Source organism: Marinimicrobium locisalis (assembly GCF_039822625.1).
GTDB lineage: Bacteria > Pseudomonadota > Gammaproteobacteria > Pseudomonadales > Cellvibrionaceae > Marinimicrobium > Marinimicrobium locisalis.
Genome location: NZ_JBDLLG010000013.1, coordinates 55,997 through 70,744, shown reverse-complemented (window position 1 = coordinate 70,744; position 14,748 = coordinate 55,997). Strand labels below are relative to the sequence as shown.

Annotated in this window: 15 protein-coding genes; all 15 read right to left on the bottom strand. The window is 49.6% G+C overall.

Annotated elements, in window-relative coordinates; genetic code table 11:
• Positions 1-5: 5 nt before the first annotated feature.
• Positions 6-557 carry a hypothetical protein gene (locus AAE514_RS09790; RefSeq protein ID WP_347331351.1) on the bottom strand — a complete coding sequence of 184 codons (552 nt, stop codon included), beginning with the start codon at positions 555-557 and terminating at the stop codon, positions 6-8.
• An 83-nt stretch (positions 558-640) separates the two neighbouring features.
• Positions 641-1,693, bottom strand: coding sequence for an ATP-grasp fold amidoligase family protein (locus tag AAE514_RS09785; RefSeq protein WP_347331350.1), 1,053 nt, complete (start codon positions 1,691-1,693; stop codon positions 641-643).
• 1 nt (position 1,694) lies between these two features.
• Positions 1,695-2,570, bottom strand: coding sequence for a hypothetical protein (locus AAE514_RS09780; protein ID WP_347331349.1), 876 nt, complete (start codon positions 2,568-2,570; stop codon positions 1,695-1,697).
• The gene (locus tag AAE514_RS09775; RefSeq protein ID WP_347331348.1) at positions 2,571-3,392 is read right to left on the bottom strand and encodes a polysaccharide pyruvyl transferase family protein; all 822 of its coding nucleotides are present in this window, start codon (positions 3,390-3,392) and stop codon (positions 2,571-2,573) included.
• Positions 3,393-3,442: 50 nt separating this feature from the next.
• Positions 3,443-4,126: a hypothetical protein gene (locus AAE514_RS09770; protein WP_347331347.1), complete on the bottom strand. Its 684-nt coding sequence runs from the start codon at positions 4,124-4,126 to the stop codon at positions 3,443-3,445.
• Positions 4,127-4,186: 60 nt separating this feature from the next.
• Positions 4,187-4,909: a hypothetical protein gene (locus AAE514_RS09765; protein WP_347331346.1), complete on the bottom strand. Its 723-nt coding sequence runs from the start codon at positions 4,907-4,909 to the stop codon at positions 4,187-4,189.
• A gap of 11 nt (positions 4,910-4,920) precedes the next feature.
• The gene (locus AAE514_RS09760) at positions 4,921-6,480 is read right to left on the bottom strand and encodes a glycosyltransferase family 2 protein (protein WP_347331345.1); all 1,560 of its coding nucleotides are present in this window, start codon (positions 6,478-6,480) and stop codon (positions 4,921-4,923) included.
• 10 nt (positions 6,481-6,490) lie between these two features.
• Positions 6,491-7,099, bottom strand: a complete 609-nt coding sequence (locus AAE514_RS09755; RefSeq protein WP_347331344.1) for a hypothetical protein — start codon at positions 7,097-7,099, stop codon at positions 6,491-6,493.
• 213 nt (positions 7,100-7,312) lie between these two features.
• Positions 7,313-7,759, bottom strand: a complete 447-nt coding sequence (locus AAE514_RS09750; RefSeq protein WP_347331343.1) for a GDP-mannose mannosyl hydrolase — start codon at positions 7,757-7,759, stop codon at positions 7,313-7,315.
• Between the two features lie 37 nt (positions 7,760-7,796).
• Positions 7,797-8,954 carry a DegT/DnrJ/EryC1/StrS family aminotransferase gene (locus AAE514_RS09745; protein ID WP_347331342.1) on the bottom strand — a complete coding sequence of 386 codons (1,158 nt, stop codon included), beginning with the start codon at positions 8,952-8,954 and terminating at the stop codon, positions 7,797-7,799.
• A gap of 7 nt (positions 8,955-8,961) precedes the next feature.
• Complete coding sequence (locus tag AAE514_RS09740; RefSeq protein WP_347331341.1) at positions 8,962-9,897, bottom strand: GDP-L-fucose synthase family protein; 936 nt, start codon at positions 9,895-9,897, stop codon at positions 8,962-8,964.
• Positions 9,898-9,904: 7 nt separating this feature from the next.
• A complete protein-coding gene (gmd, locus tag AAE514_RS09735; RefSeq protein ID WP_347331340.1) occupies positions 9,905-11,020 on the bottom strand; it encodes a GDP-mannose 4,6-dehydratase in 1,116 nt (371 codons plus the stop codon).
• Between the two features lie 11 nt (positions 11,021-11,031).
• Entirely contained in the window at positions 11,032-12,051 is a 1,020-nt protein-coding gene (locus AAE514_RS09730) for a glycosyltransferase family 10 domain-containing protein (RefSeq protein ID WP_347331339.1), read from the bottom strand.
• 27 nt (positions 12,052-12,078) lie between these two features.
• Positions 12,079-12,792, bottom strand: coding sequence for a hypothetical protein (locus AAE514_RS09725; protein ID WP_347331338.1), 714 nt, complete (start codon positions 12,790-12,792; stop codon positions 12,079-12,081).
• Positions 12,793-12,813: 21 nt separating this feature from the next.
• Entirely contained in the window at positions 12,814-14,739 is a 1,926-nt protein-coding gene (locus tag AAE514_RS09720) for a glycosyltransferase (RefSeq protein ID WP_347331337.1), read from the bottom strand.
• Positions 14,740-14,748: the final 9 nt, after the last annotated feature.

Below are 14,748 nucleotides of genomic sequence, written 5' to 3'. Positions count from 1 at the left end.
GCTTGTTATTGGGGACGATTAGCTTCGATGCGACACTCACGGGGCCCACGCGTGCCTTCAAGTAATAGAGCACCATCAATCAACCGACCAGTCATCTGCAAGCGCTTCAACTCATCCGTGACGGCAGTATACCAACCTTCCATCACCACCTCAGTGCCCTGAACATCCCCACGCCACCATTCGAATCGAGCGGAAAGCTCGGCAGGAATGGCGGTACCATCCCCGGCAGCCTCAAGGAAGGCCGCAACATCACCGTTGTCATATGCAACCATATTGTCGCTTACCCACAAGGTTTTGTCGCGGGAAAAGCCATCCCATCTTTCCCAAGGGTCGCACTCAAGGGTGCCGGGCCAACGCTCAAAATCCTGATCAGATAACTCGGTTACCGCTACGAAGCGGCTCCAGACTCGGCCCGTATCACCAGAGTCCACATACTGAGGCTCGCCTCCCAGCCACTCGGGTAGCTCACTACGATCATAGGTCTCTACAAAGTACCAAACACCGAATATCACAACGATGCCGGCGAGAGAGCCCAAACCCAAAAGCAGTTTTTTCATAATGCAACACACCTAGCAAATAAAATGATCGACTATTGCAGAAGGACCCGACTAAGAGGTCCTCCCGCCCACTGAGTTCCAGCTCACTTACCACTGTTCTTGTTGGCGCTATCAAGCAACTGCCGATACTCCGAAAACTCCTTTCCTAAAATCAGGTCTTCATAAAGCCGGGCTTGAGCCTTAATAAACAGCTCTCCCAATTTTTTATCCCACTGCTCATTAAAGTTTGCTGGAACACCCGGCCGAAGCGTGAATTCGCCAAACCGCCAATCACTATCAGACACCAGAAAATCGATTCGAACATGCGCCCACGGAATCCTCAAACTGACTTTCCGTGCAACATCGATTAACTGTTGGTCAAATATTGGACTAATATTCGGTTCCACTGAGTACTTCCCTGTATCCACCATGCGACCATTGGTATCGAAAAAACGGTACTGCCGACCTCGCCAGCGATCCACCTGGAGGACCAAGCCAATCTCACCATAGAACGCGTACATCTTAACGTCGTAGGTGTCCAGAGGACTTCCCGAAGCCCCGACGATCATCTCCTCCTTCAACCATGCATCCCTGGAGATTCCGGCCTTTTTCATGGCCCGTTGAACTGAATCGTGCAATGACGCTCGGTTCGCGAATGGCTTACCGGAAAAGTGATCCTTCAAAGACCCATCAGCCTGCGGTGCAATGGCATAAATGCAGGGCTTGCCTTCAGCATAGACGGGCTTAATGACGCACGGTTCGTCAAACCCAATCTCATCAAATTTTAGAGGAAACTCGGATCTGGGAATTGGCAGCCCGACTTCTTCCGCAAAGCGGACACTATTCCCCTTCACACTTACCACTCTCGGAGGGAGTTTGCGAGAATGTTGAATGGCCCCCAACTGCGCCGCCCGCTGCAGCCGGTAGGATGCCGGTTGCGCAGCCTCAAAGAAAACGTGCTCAGTGTGGCCCAAACGCGGATAAAACTTAAAACTCTTCAGTTCAGCCAATCGCTTTGCCTGAACGTCGTTGAGGGACCTCTTCTTGCTCAGGGCTTTTATTGGACGACTCAGCGCCCGGTACTGCGCCTTGATGTCAGCAAGCGCGATTTCTAGACTTTTTAAGTGCTTCTCCACCGGAGACTTGAACAGAGCCATATCAAATCGCGTTCATTATCTGAGTAAAGACTTCCGACGTTTCCGCCTGAAGGTGCCCTTTCTCATGAGAGAATAAAATGGTTTTTACGTTTCCCTTTCGCGTGGACTCATCGGCCCTGACTCCAAGCATTTCACAATAGGCTGAAAAGTGCTTCGCGTAATGGCTTTTATCCAGAGTATTCTGGACGAGAATCAATCGGCGGTCCGTAGTCTTGGGTTGAGCAAGAAGGTCGAAGCGGCTCTTGTGCGCCTCGAAATCAAACTCATCCAAAGGAGTTCCGTGGCATGTTTGCACATAGCGCCCCACCAAACTTCTGTTGTATTTAGTGAGCGTCACCTGGGGATTGATGGCCACCGATGTCGCTTCCGACATAAAATTCTGCATTCGCAACGCGGCGAAACCGCCACCTGAGGAGCCGTAGAACACGACCTTGCTACTTTTCAGTTTTAGGTAGCCGGCCACTGAGCGTACAGTATCCGCAATAAAAGGAAGGGGGTCCCTCTCGCCCACGCCTATGTACCACGCAAGGCCCAGCGTCTCATTCTCAAACAGAGCCGGGTCGGAAACATATAGAACGTGTCCAGGGAAACGGTCCGCCCATTTCCACCGCTGAAAAACCGGCGGCTGAATTTTGTCCCGGTTCGCTGCCCCACTGAACAACACGAACAAGCGGCGCGCCCTCGGCTTCTTCGCCAAGGCGAAATCGTAACGCAGCCCATCGTGCCACCGGGTAAAAATAACACGGCCCTCCTTATTTCGAGCGAGCGCCTTTCCGAACTCTACTCGTTCGTAGTCCGCCAAGTCAGTAAACCCAATTTTCCCTGAGTGCCGCGGCACCTCAATAAGCTTTTTATTGCGTTTAAATAGTCCAAACACTTAGGAAAACTCTCTCAGGGCGCGTGTTACTTCCTCTCTGATAACCTCTTTCACGCCGTTTACCTTGATCATATCCGGCGTGAAAAGCTCCCGCTCAACCGTCTCATCGATCCTGTCGCCAGGACCCACCTTGACCCCCTTATCAAAAGGCCGATTAATTGACGAGAAGTAATCGTAGAACTTAAAACTACCGCCGGGGTGAAGGCTACCCGCATCCAACCAAACATTAGGCAGCCCCAATGCATCAGAGAAAATAACGCCGTGTAGGCTCTGGCTAATAATGATCTCACACTCCATCATCTTGCGCAGAACCGTATCAATGTCGTCGGTTTTAAAGCTGATAAACGTTGCCGAGCGCAGATCATCAAACCGCTGATAGAATGAATCATTCTCGACCTTGCTAATATGGGGTATTACGCCGTATCGGAACTTCTTTGTTGGCTTCTCTGAAGGCAAAAGATCAGAGACCAACAGGCCCGGGTCGCCAATGGCGGCGCCTTCTCCAAACGTTCGGGAAAGAACACTCCGAGTTAAATACCCGCGCACGAGACGAATGTCCAGCCAGCCGTAGTCCTCAATTTGGTGCCACGGGTGCATTAAGCCGGAACCGAGAACCACCATTTTCTGAGTTCTTTGCTTAAAATCTTCCCGATCAAACGCCCACCCTAGGGTGCTGCCTGTGCTATTCACATTGGCGCCAGGGTATGCAGCCCGCTTGACCGTTACTTCAAACAGGCGCTCAAACAAAATTCGGGAGATTTCATCACCGAGATTAACTGACCCATCTTTAGGGCGCCACCAGAATAGCTTTATAGAGCTCATAGACGTCGTTTTACCACTACTAACTGTTGTTGTTCAGGCGCAAGAGCCCGCTAATCGTAGTTATGATCCGAGCCAAACCCTCCAGCCGTCACTTCGGGCAATCTCACTCCAAAGGTATCAAAATCATTAACGTAGAAGTTGTCAACGTCATACAGCGAGCGGTCCTTCATGTGCGCCAGAACCTTCTCCACAACGGCACCGTTACGGAAAATTACATAATGTGCGCCGGTAACAATGTATTGGGCACGAGCTTCATTAAGGTTCACCCACTCTCTTTCTTCATAAGGGACAACAAAATACTTCCCCTCGTACTCCGGTGGCACGTTAACCTTATCCTTCCAGCGGAAGCGGGGGGTCAGCAAGACTATTTCCCAGCTCTCTGGCAGCCCGTCGGGTAGGGGTAACGGGTTTTGCAAACAAGCTGAATCAAGAACCTTTACATCGTCTTCAAACAAGATATAGGCACCAGTGTGCCCTGAGCGCTGACGGGCCAAGGAAGCAAAACGCTCGAGCGCACGCTCATGAGACAGCCAAATAGACGCCACACCCTTATGGCCTTTCAAGCGGGGTAACATCTGCAAACCAGCGTCTTCGGGAGATTGCTCCAGCCTAGTGGCGGCCAGCCGCTCGTAGTCCCATTGCGCGTTGGACAATAGCTTCTCCATGTGGGAACGCCGGTCCTCGCGATCATCCAGGTTTATATATATCGCGCGCTCGATTTCCACATCACTCATACATCATCTCCACCTCTATCCATTTTGTATAAGCCGCTCTCCAGCGACCCAACTAACAAACTATTCACTTCGGGCCGGGTTTTCTATTCGCAGCACAGCCTCAAGGCTAAGTTTTGAGTAGCCCGCCACTGTCTGGCACTCCCTAATCACTTCAATAGGCCACAATTTTGTAAATGACTGAAATATGCTCTCGCCAAGGTCCTCATTGAGCTCAAACTCGGCCATCCAGCCGCTCTGGCGTGGAATGCAGACCATCGGCCAACGGTGCGCCAGCGCATAGCGAGCGTACCGGGCGTCAACGAATCTTTGGGAACCCTGCATATACGACAGCGGCGCCGCCTGAAACCCCTTACAGTGAACGGTACCAGTGCCCAACTGATTCACCACTCGAAAACTGCCCAACGGCTTCGGAAAGGAAAAAACCTTCCGGTTTCCTACCGCACCACGGTAGGCATCCGGGTAGATAACGCCGTGTACCCCCACAACAGGGTTCAGCTCGGCAAATTCCGCCCTCGCAGCAAGTAGCGTTTGTACATAGTCACCGGGGTAGAATATGTCATCATCCACGTAGAAAATGTCGTCCTCGTCCTGGTATCCCTGGACCACGAACTTTCCCACGTCTCGGAAATCTTCTTCCGGCACAAACGCGTTTACCCCTTCCCGCTTCAATGGTTCAGGAACCGATTCATAGCCATTCAGACAAATGTTGAGCTGGTCCACCTGCGGCATCAACAAGTCAACCACTTCCAGCAGAAGGGGGTACCGGGGAGGGAACGTACTCATGTTCGCAATGATCATTGATTCGCCACCACCGCTTCCACGCCGGAAAAGGCGCGGTAAATGCCATTCTCTTTCAACACATCCACAACATCTTCATCCGTTACGATTTGAGACCCCAGAACCTGTTGGCGCGCGGATATCTCGGAGTAACGCCTGCGGCGCTCCGCCACATAGCCGTTATTCTCCGCCTTTAGACCCTCAGCCCTCGTCAGTGAGCCCTCGCCCCAAAGCCCGAGTAGCAACGGTTTGTTTAAGATTTGGACTCTGCTCTCCCCCAGCAGCTTAACGCAGGAGGCATGGAACTCGGTGTCGGCCGCCACAAGGCTTGGCCTGAACCGTGGCACCACGGAGAATACGGACCGTTTTACCATTGTGGAAACCACGCAAAACCGGTACGCGCGACCGTCAACAAAAAACACGGCGGCGCCGGCGGGATCCACCCGAATCCATCTAGCACTACACACTTCCAGACCTTCCTCAGCCATGAAAACCAGCTGCTCCTCAAGCTTTTGCGGGTGCGCCCAGTCGTCCGAGTCATGGAAGGTTATATACTGCCCTTTTGATTCGTGAATCAGCGCATTGCGGATATTGTACGTGCCTTGGTTCTTCAGCGACCGGAACACCTTGATTCGTGAATCCAGCGCCGCGTGCGTCAAGATTTGGGGCAGGCTGTTGTCCTCACTCCCATCGTCACAAACCAAAATTTCAACGTTTCGGTATGTTTGGTTGCGCAGGGACGACAGCGCATAGCCAACGGTGTCTTCAGCGTTGAAGCATGAAACGATAATGGAAACCAGTCCTTGGTCATCAATACCGCAGTCCGGCGTCGGCGCACGAAGGCTACTCAGTACATTATCCGAGGTGAAATCCACCGAACTTACGCCACTTAGGCCAAACGAGCCAAATAAGTGGTTCAGCTGCTCAGCATACCGGGCAGGATCTTTTTCCAGAGCGGCTTGATTTAACGACAACCCCTGATATTGTTCATCGGTCAACTGGCCATCCAGCGTCGCCAAGCAACGGCGCACGCCCGCCAAAGAGTTGTGTCGATCAAAGACCTGTTCGTCTGCGCTTTCCCCTACCGTAATGGCGTCCTGCAGATCAGCGGGGAGGGTCTGGTGAATCGTTTGGGGTAAGGTAACGTAAGAAAGCACCTCGGCATCAACCTGCCACATCAACCTGAGCAGCGACACGTCACCACCGACCAAAAACGCGAGGCGAAACAGCCTAAACATTTTCCCAAGGCTTTCCTCGGGTATTGAGGGCAGTTGGCACACCAGATAACGAATAACACCCAGAAAGGATTCTATCATCTGTACTTTTTGTAACAGATAGGCGTATTCAACCAGCACGTCCAATTCCTGAGCACGCGACGTACTGCGAACCCGCTGGCCCCACTCAGACAGCTGCCGGTAGAACTTCCCGGCAACAAAATCCACCGAGTACACGTCGGCTGGCGGTAACATGAAAAACTCTTGCCCGAGGTACTCGATCAGGAAGTCCGCCGAACCCACGCTTCGCCCTAGTTCGCCCCGGCGCTTTACTAAATCCAGATACTGATGCAGCCTATCCATACATGCCGTCTCACTCGTTAACCGTTGGCTTGAATCGTTTGCGGCCTTCCGATTGTCCAAACATCAAATAGTGAACCAGCGGATTCTGACGAGACTCGGCCACATCGGGGTATCGCTCCAGATACCGGCGGCTGGAAAAGGCCGGTCCGGGCGCTCGCCCTTCTATGCCACCATAGAGTGTATAATGCTCGGCTAAGTTCCGAGCGCTTAGCGCTACATCGGGGTTACGCAACGCATACCACTTGACGTCAAACAACTCACTCGTCAACACCAGCGACACCTGGCGCCGCACTCGAAGCCGAGAGGGGCGGAAACGCGTAATTAGATCAAAAAACCAACGGAAGGCGCCGCGGCGGACCTGGAGGTGAGCACTGTAAACCGCTTCCTCCGCGCGACCAACCAGCCTATTCATGCGCTTTAGCTTGCCGCTACATTTGTCCAACTGCAGGTTCGCCTCAAGCAGCTCTCTGTCCAGTTGTTGAGCTTCGCTAAAGTACCCTTCCGTTTCCAACTGCAAGCGCAAAAGCTCACCCAGAAGATGATTATGGCGCCACTCAAATTCGGCTTCCCGGTCCGAAAAGCGCCCCGATTCCCTGCTTTGCCCCGTTGATGCCCTCATACTCTACCTGTCAAAAGACCTAACGCGTCGGTTGGTTGATAAACCGCGCATACTATCTCGTTTGATAAAAATACTCAATTATTCTAACAAGGAGCACAGAGAAGAGTCGTTTCGGCGAAATTCAAGACAAAATTAGACACTTTTTGCCCAATTTGGGACAGTTCGCAGAGACCCGCCGACGGCTTCAACCCTGAGCGGCCTCTGCCTTGACACTCAGCGAAGATAGCTCTTGGTGTAGCGGTGGACCTCATCCGACGCAAGCGCCTCCGAAATAGCCCACCAACCGTAAGAATCGTGCTGGTCTTTAGGTAGTAACCTTAAATCGACTGTCTCTTTAAATTGAACGCCGTGGGCAATGTAGTGCGTGGAAATGGCTTCGCCATACACACTATCTTTATAGAAGTGCTCAAAAACACCCAGTGAGCGCCCGTTGGAATAATCAAGGCTAATGCCAAGTTCAGAGAGGCTAATTCGTTCTGCTGCCTCGTTCAGTGGCTCCCCTTTTCGAACTCGACCGCCAGGAACAAACCAGTATCCTTTGGCAGGCCGATTCAAACGCCTCCCCAATAGAACCTTGCCGTTATTAATTATCACAAGGTCTATAGAGAACATGGGGCTATGTTTAATAACGTTTTTGAAATCGGCCTCTGCCAAAAACACTAAAAGCTCCTAAAGTTTCAAGAACAAACAACCTCAACTACAGAGCGTCAATAACGGATCTCAGATAGCTAATTTCAGCATCCAGCGGGTTCTGATGATTGCCTACAAACAAGCCCCGCTTATCAATCACTTCGGCACCTTCTATTTCTCCAGCTACCTCGTAGTCGAAGTATCTAAGCACCTGTTCATTCTTCAAAAAATTACCCGTCACAATGGGTCGACATTCGATATTAGCGGCTTGCAGCGCCGAAACCAGCTCGCTCCGGGTAAAGGGCGCGTCCGGTTTCACCACCATGGAGAAGCCAAACCAACTGCTTGCGCCCACCTCTTTCTGAATTTGAAGATAGGGGTGGTTATTGAAAAGCTCAACAAACTGCTTCGCGTTGTCACGGCGCACGGACAAAAAGCCCGGCAACTTCTTGAGCTGCTCGAGCCCAATGGCCCCGCTCATCTCTACCGGCCGAACGTTGTAACCGGGGAGAACAAACTTGAACGACTCCTCAAAAGGGTCATCGCTTTTGGTGCCTGACACCCTGTTCTCCTTCGGAAGATTACGTGTCCAACCATGGGCCCGGATGCTCAACAGTATATGGTAGAGCTCCTCGTCGTCCGTAATCACGCACCCCCCCTCCATAGTGGCAATGTGGTGTGAGAAAAATGAGCTAAAGGTGCCCATAAGGCCGAAAGAACCCGTCATTCGGCCATTATACTCCGCCCCCATGGATTCGCAGTTATCCTCCAAAACCACAATATCCCGGTCGGCCACAAGACGATCAATGGCGTCAAAATCGTTCGGATTACCCAACAAATTAACCAAAAGAATTGCCTTGGTCTTTTCGGTGATCGCCTCTTCCAGCTTTGTAAGGTCAATATTGAGCGTTTCCGGGTCGATATCGACAAATTTAACTTTAAGTCCATACTGCTGGAGTGGGAAATACGTAGTTGACCAGGAAACCGCGGGCACGATTACCTCATCGCCCCGTTGCAAGTGCGGCGTCTGTGTGAAAAACAGAGAGGCGATCATTAACAGGTTAGCCGTAGAACCCGAACTCACCATCACGGCATAGCGAGAGCCAAAAAAATCCGCAAAGCGTTTCTCATACTCAGCGACATTCGGTCCCATGGTAAACATATCGGAGTCGATGACTTTTTGTATCGCATCGAGCTCTTCCTGGCCCCAGGTGCTGGAGGCCAATGAATAGCTAGTCATTTGGGTATTCCTCTAAAAAAAACTGATAAGTCTTCTCAATACCGTCTTTCAGCGAGGTGCTGGCATGCCAGCCCAGGGCGTTCAGTCGACGGCTATCGATCAGCTTCTGGCGCATACCGACCGGCTTAGTCAAGTCATGAGAAAAGCTTCCTTTGAACCCCACCACTTCGGCAATAGCACGATAATACTCATTAATCGAGTAGTCCTTGCCTAAACCGGCGTTCATCAGGTCAGGCACCTCCTGCCCACCTCTGATCATTCGGATAACTTCGAAGACGCAATCAGCCAAGTCCTCTACATACATGAACTCCCGCCGTGCCTCTCCATCACCCCAAATCTCAACCGTTGAGGCTTCGGCCTTGGCCGCTTCATGGATCTTTCTGATAACGGCCGGAATCATGTGGGAGTGAGCCGGGTCAAATTTGTCGTGCCGACCGTAAAGGTTACAGGGAATCAACGTGATATAACGCAACTCCTCATTCACCCGCCCGATATACTGACATAGGCGGGTAGCGGTTATCTTGGCAAGAGCGTAGCCCTCATTGGTCGGCTCCAGCTCGCCGGCCAGTATCTGGTCTTCAGTCAGCGGGTTAGGGGCGCTTCGGGGGTACATACAGGAACTGGCCAAATTCACGCAATACTTTATGCCGGCTTGATAGGCAGCGTTAATGACGTGTAGCCCCATCAACGAGTTGTTGACCAAAAAGCCAACCGGATCAGCCATATTGGCTTGAATACCCCCGACTTGGCCCGCCGCATGAATGACAATGTCCGGGCGTTTCGCCTCGATATAATCCACTACTGCCTGCTGGTTATTCAGGTCCAGCGTTCGACTGCTCGGAGCCAACACCTCATACTCCGCTGCGGAAGGGTGTTCCTGAAGGTTCTGGCCCACCATTCCCGAGCCGCCTGTCAACAAAATACGCATTATTTCCTCACTCGGTTGACACAGACACATGGTGCCCGTGCGCCTTTAAAAGCGCATGCCGCTTGGCCTGGTCCAGGTCGTGAGTGACCATTTCGGCACACATCTGCTGGACGGTAATCTCCGGCTCCCAGCCAAGTTCGTTCTTAGCACGGGAAGGATCACCCAGCAGGGTTTCCACCTCGGCAGGCCGAAAATACCGAGGGTCCACCTCGACAATCACGTCCCCTGCCTTAACGTGCGGGGCCTGGTCACCTTCAACCTTAGAGACAATCGCCTTTTCGTCTACGCCTTCTCCTTCAAACCGAAGGCTAATACCCAGCTCCGCCGCCGACCACTCGACAAATTGACGAACCGAATACTGAGCCCCCGTAGCAATTACGAAGTCCTCCGGTTCGTTTTGCTGGAGCATCATCCACTGCATGCGGACATAGTCTTTGGCATGTCCCCAGTCCCGGAGCGCATTCATATTCCCCAAATAAAGTCGGTCCTCCAAGCCTTGGGCAATATTGGCAAGGCCGCGAGTAATCTTCCGAGTCACAAAAGTTTCGCCGCGACGGGGCGATTCGTGATTAAACAGGACACCATTGCAAGCATACATGCCGTAGGCTTCCCGGTAATTGACGGTAATCCAGTAAGCATAAAGCTTAGCCACTGCATACGGTGACCGTGGATAGAACGGAGTACTCTCCTTTTGAGGTATTTCCTGAACTAAACCATACAGCTCCGAGGTGGACGCCTGATAAAAACGGGTTTTCTTCTCCAACCCGCAAATTCGAATCGCTTCCAACAGCCGCAAAGTACCCAGGGCGTCGACGTCCGCAGTATACTCCGGCGAATCAAATGAAACGGCTACATGGGACTGGGCACCCAAATTGTAAATTTCATCCGGCCGGACTTCTTGAACAATACGAATCAAGTTAGTAGAGTCAGACAAATCCCCATAATGAAGTATAAAATGTTGATTCTCTACATGAGGGTCTTCATAGATGTGGTCCACACGCTGAGTGTTAAATAGCGAGGAGCGCCGCTTAATGCCATGGACCTCATACCCTTTCTCAAGAAGGAACTCAGCTAAGTAAGATCCATCTTGGCCAGTAATACCAGTTATTAGTGCCTTTTTCATAATAAACCTACTCACAAACTCTGAATAAAATTTACAAGCTCCTTTGACGGACGAGACCGCTCTTCATTCACTCGATCTACATCACCTATCACAGCGTTGTAATCATTAACCAAACTAAAGATCCTGTCTCTGTACTCAACAAATGTCATTTCATTTAGTTGATCAAAAATCTGACCAATATTTGACCCATCCTTCTTGAGCCTCAAAGCCGCAGCACTATCAAAATAATGCTCGAGACCGTTTCCAAAAACGTAGATCGGAATCAAATATGACTCAATAGCCTGAGCAAACTTTTCGGTTACATAGTTTTTGATTAGGCTATTCTCCAAGCATACGGAGAAAAGATAATTTTTTGAAGAGTGCTCAACCTTAATTTGCCCCCAGCTTTTATCACCATGCCCGTCTCTTGACTCGTCCACAGTATCCAAAGACCAGCGACCAGTCCAATTCTTTCCATAAACATCACAAGCCCCGAGTTCCCACAAACGCTTTACAGCGTCATTTCTTGTTTTCACGATAGAGCCAGGAACCTCCAGCCTAAAATCGTGGAAACAGGTTGCGTAAGCACAGACAGGCCTGCCACTACTTTTAACCCTACTAAACCGTTCCTTCAAAAAATTCTCGCTAGGAACTTCAATGCTTTTAACTCTAGAGCGCCACAAAACACCACCAACCCCAAAGTAATGGGAAAATGGACTAAAGAAGACACGATCGTTATAACAATTAAAAATATGGATTTTCCGCCCAAAAATATACTCCAACTGGGTGGTTCTATAATCCCAAAAGGGTTCATGCGTCCAAAAAATTAACTCAACACTTGAAGGGGATCGAGAGAGAATTCTCTTAAGAGTATCCAACTGCGCTGGATTTAATAAAATATTTAACCCAACAGTCAGCACGTTAGAATATGTCTTTAAACTCTCCATGCTCTTAAGCTCATCATACGAGCGCACATCATACTCAACCTCAGCCTTTCTAAGCTCGTCCTCCAAACCGTGAAATGGGCGCCCAAGCACCAAAATCTTACTCATAAAAAACCCTAATAGCTTAATAAGAAACTAAAGCTTAACTCTGCTCATGACAATCTTTTCCACTTCCTGGCTCGACAAAGGGCAGTCGATAACTGGATCCGAGAATTGCTCGGGGTTAATCTGAAGCTCTTCAATTGCCAACTCAACTTCGCTAGGATTAGAAATGTAACCAAAGCCCTCCGAGAAGCTGTTCCGGGAGACTTCAACTTCGCTGGAGGCAGAATTAAGATCGAAAACCTTAGCAAAAATCTTGTAAACTTCTCTGCCAAGGTTAGCCGAATCTACAAAATCAACTCGATTAGGAATCCAGCTCTGAAGCGCCATCATTTTCGAGTTCTGATACTGTCTCTCATAAAACCAGTACTTTACAGATTCTTTGTCATTCTTTCTTCTATTCTCCTGGCCAACCTCATTATTGAATCGCTCGACGTGATTCCATCTGCTAACCAACCATGACTTTAACTCTCTATACTGAACAATAAAATGAGGGTCGCAACTAGAGATAATGTGGAGCAAATGCTCGCAACTTAGAACATGCGTAGAGCCATCCAAATAGACATCAAACTCACCGACAGGCTTATCAAAGAAATCTTTCTTTGCCAGCTTCCAAACCCAGTCTGTAGAATGCCGTGACTTTAGACCTAAAGACACAGCATAATGATCAACTGAAGTGGTTCCAGTTTTATTCTGCCCAAGGAAAAAAACCTTTTTCCGATCTCTCTGCGCTTTATTAGAAAGCATTATTCTGTCCTCAACATAACATCAACCAAATATCAATTTTGGAGACAACGGGTCTTCCAGGCTACACACGGGAGACAACCCCTGTCTCATAAGAGACTGATTAACCGCAATTGACGCATTCTTGTTCTGGGCCGCATTATCGACCAGGGAGGTATTCGCCCCATGAAGTCTTCTTCTGTAAGAACGGATGTTTAGGTGCTTGGCATGACATCTTTCAGATAACCTTAGATAAAAATCGAAATCTACCGCGTTCTTCAAACGCTCATTAAACCCCCCAACTCGCGCCCAATCTCTCCGTCGAAACATTCTGAAATGGTGGGCGATCATTGCTGTGGTTAATTTTTCACGCGTAAACACTGGATAATTGTAACCTGGTGTTATACTTCCGTCCGGGTGTTCGTTCTCATAGGACGTATAAACTAGGCCAACGTTCATATCTTTCTCAAAGTAAGGGACACACTTTTCAACAGCATCTTTTGCCAAAATATCATCGCTATCAAGCTGCCCTATATATATACCCTTCGTAAGACTTAGGGCCGTATTCGATGCTGCTCCTATCCCTCCATTTTTTTGCGAAACCCATCGAACACGAGGGTTACTGGAATAGTACCTTTCAAGTACTGCTAGAGTCCTATCAGTAGACCCATCGTCGCATATACACACCTCTACATCTGTGTAAGTTTGGTCTAAGGCGCTTTCGACTGCATCGAGAATCGTCGACTCTGCATTGTATGCTGGAATATAAATGGAAACCCTGGGACTTTCGTAGAAGTCTTTTTGGCTAGTTAACTTTCTATAGTATGGGCATACATTTCCATAAAGATCGCCAGAAATCGACTTTCCCGCTGATCGATCAGTTTCATTTTCACCCCCGGGAGGCTCTTGATGGTAAGCCCACGCCTCCATATCGGAGACCATATAGAGCCCTTCATTAAACAACCTAAAAGCCAATTCTCCGTCCTCAAAACCCCATGCCGTGAAGCGCTCATCAAACCCGCCCACAACATCAAACTTTGATTTCGAAAAAGCCACATTGCCTGCCGCGAACATCCTAAAAGGTAACTTCTCATCTACTAGATTATTGGTTTTTTTAAAGGTATCGAGCCTCCAGTCGACAGATATTTCTCCAGCCCGCTGGTCTGCCACGGCATTATTTGTAGACACTTCAGGCAATTTATCTGCTAGCCCTCTGTCCAACCTAAGAGCAGAAACCTCAGTATTATTGAAGTCCTTGTATTTCCTGGGGCCAATAACAACCACTTGATCTATTATTCTATGATACTTTGCATATTCAGAAATCAAGTCCGGCGCCGGGTACATATCGACATCAAGCAACACCACCAACTCATTTTTGGCTAGAGCTACACCATTGTTTCGGGCTTTTGCGGCTGTAAACCCTACATCGGGATGCCACACATACTTAACATTCAAAACATCGTCAAACTTTCTGACGATATTCATGGTGTCTTCCCGGCTCCCATCGTCAGCGACAATCACCTCCAACTTGCCTAAATCATAGTTCTGATTAAGCAACCCAGTTAAGGTTTTCTCAAGTGGTAGAGAGCGATTATAATTGAGAATAACGACGCTAACCCCGGGCGATTCAGATCTATCAAGCCTGCTGAGCAAAAACCGATAGTCATTTGCAGCACCCTTCACTGGCGGAAGCTTAATATCCGGTGGCAATACTGCCGGGCGCTTCTTGAAGCGTTCCAGGTCCTCAGGAACGTCAATCTTGGAAGAAAAAAAAGGCTCATAACTAACTGCGGGCCTTTCTTCATTTACACACTTTTTTGCCTCAAGATCGATCAGGAAATCCAAGGCCCCCAAGGCCCCCAACTTCCTCTTCCTAACCAATAATTGTTCTAGTGAATTGCTCATCATAAACTCTATTTTAGCCGACAATTTCAATATAAGCATGTAGCCTGAAAGACATGTTTCTATCAAAACAGTTTT

What these genes read in the sequence shown, in the direction of transcription:
- gmd (WP_347331340.1), bottom strand. Translation starts at nt 11,020, where the DNA reads ATGAAAAAGGCACTAATAACTGGTATTACTGGCCAAGATGGATCTTAC.
- AAE514_RS09730 (WP_347331339.1), bottom strand. Translation starts at nt 12,051, where the DNA reads ATGAGTAAGATTTTGGTGCTTGGGCGCCCATTTCACGGTTTGGAGGAC.
- AAE514_RS09790 (WP_347331351.1), bottom strand. Translation starts at nt 557, where the DNA reads ATGAAAAAACTGCTTTTGGGTTTGGGCTCTCTCGCCGGCATCGTTGTG.
- AAE514_RS09775 (WP_347331348.1), bottom strand. Translation starts at nt 3,392, where the DNA reads ATGAGCTCTATAAAGCTATTCTGGTGGCGCCCTAAAGATGGGTCAGTT.
- AAE514_RS09760 (WP_347331345.1), bottom strand. Translation starts at nt 6,480, where the DNA reads ATGGATAGGCTGCATCAGTATCTGGATTTAGTAAAGCGCCGGGGCGAA.
- AAE514_RS09770 (WP_347331347.1), bottom strand. Translation starts at nt 4,126, where the DNA reads ATGAGTGATGTGGAAATCGAGCGCGCGATATATATAAACCTGGATGAT.
- AAE514_RS09785 (WP_347331350.1), bottom strand. Translation starts at nt 1,693, where the DNA reads ATGGCTCTGTTCAAGTCTCCGGTGGAGAAGCACTTAAAAAGTCTAGAA.
- AAE514_RS09740 (WP_347331341.1), bottom strand. Translation starts at nt 9,897, where the DNA reads ATGCGTATTTTGTTGACAGGCGGCTCGGGAATGGTGGGCCAGAACCTT.
- AAE514_RS09725 (WP_347331338.1), bottom strand. Translation starts at nt 12,792, where the DNA reads ATGCTTTCTAATAAAGCGCAGAGAGATCGGAAAAAGGTTTTTTTCCTT.
- AAE514_RS09755 (WP_347331344.1), bottom strand. Translation starts at nt 7,099, where the DNA reads ATGAGGGCATCAACGGGGCAAAGCAGGGAATCGGGGCGCTTTTCGGAC.
- AAE514_RS09765 (WP_347331346.1), bottom strand. Translation starts at nt 4,909, where the DNA reads ATGAGTACGTTCCCTCCCCGGTACCCCCTTCTGCTGGAAGTGGTTGAC.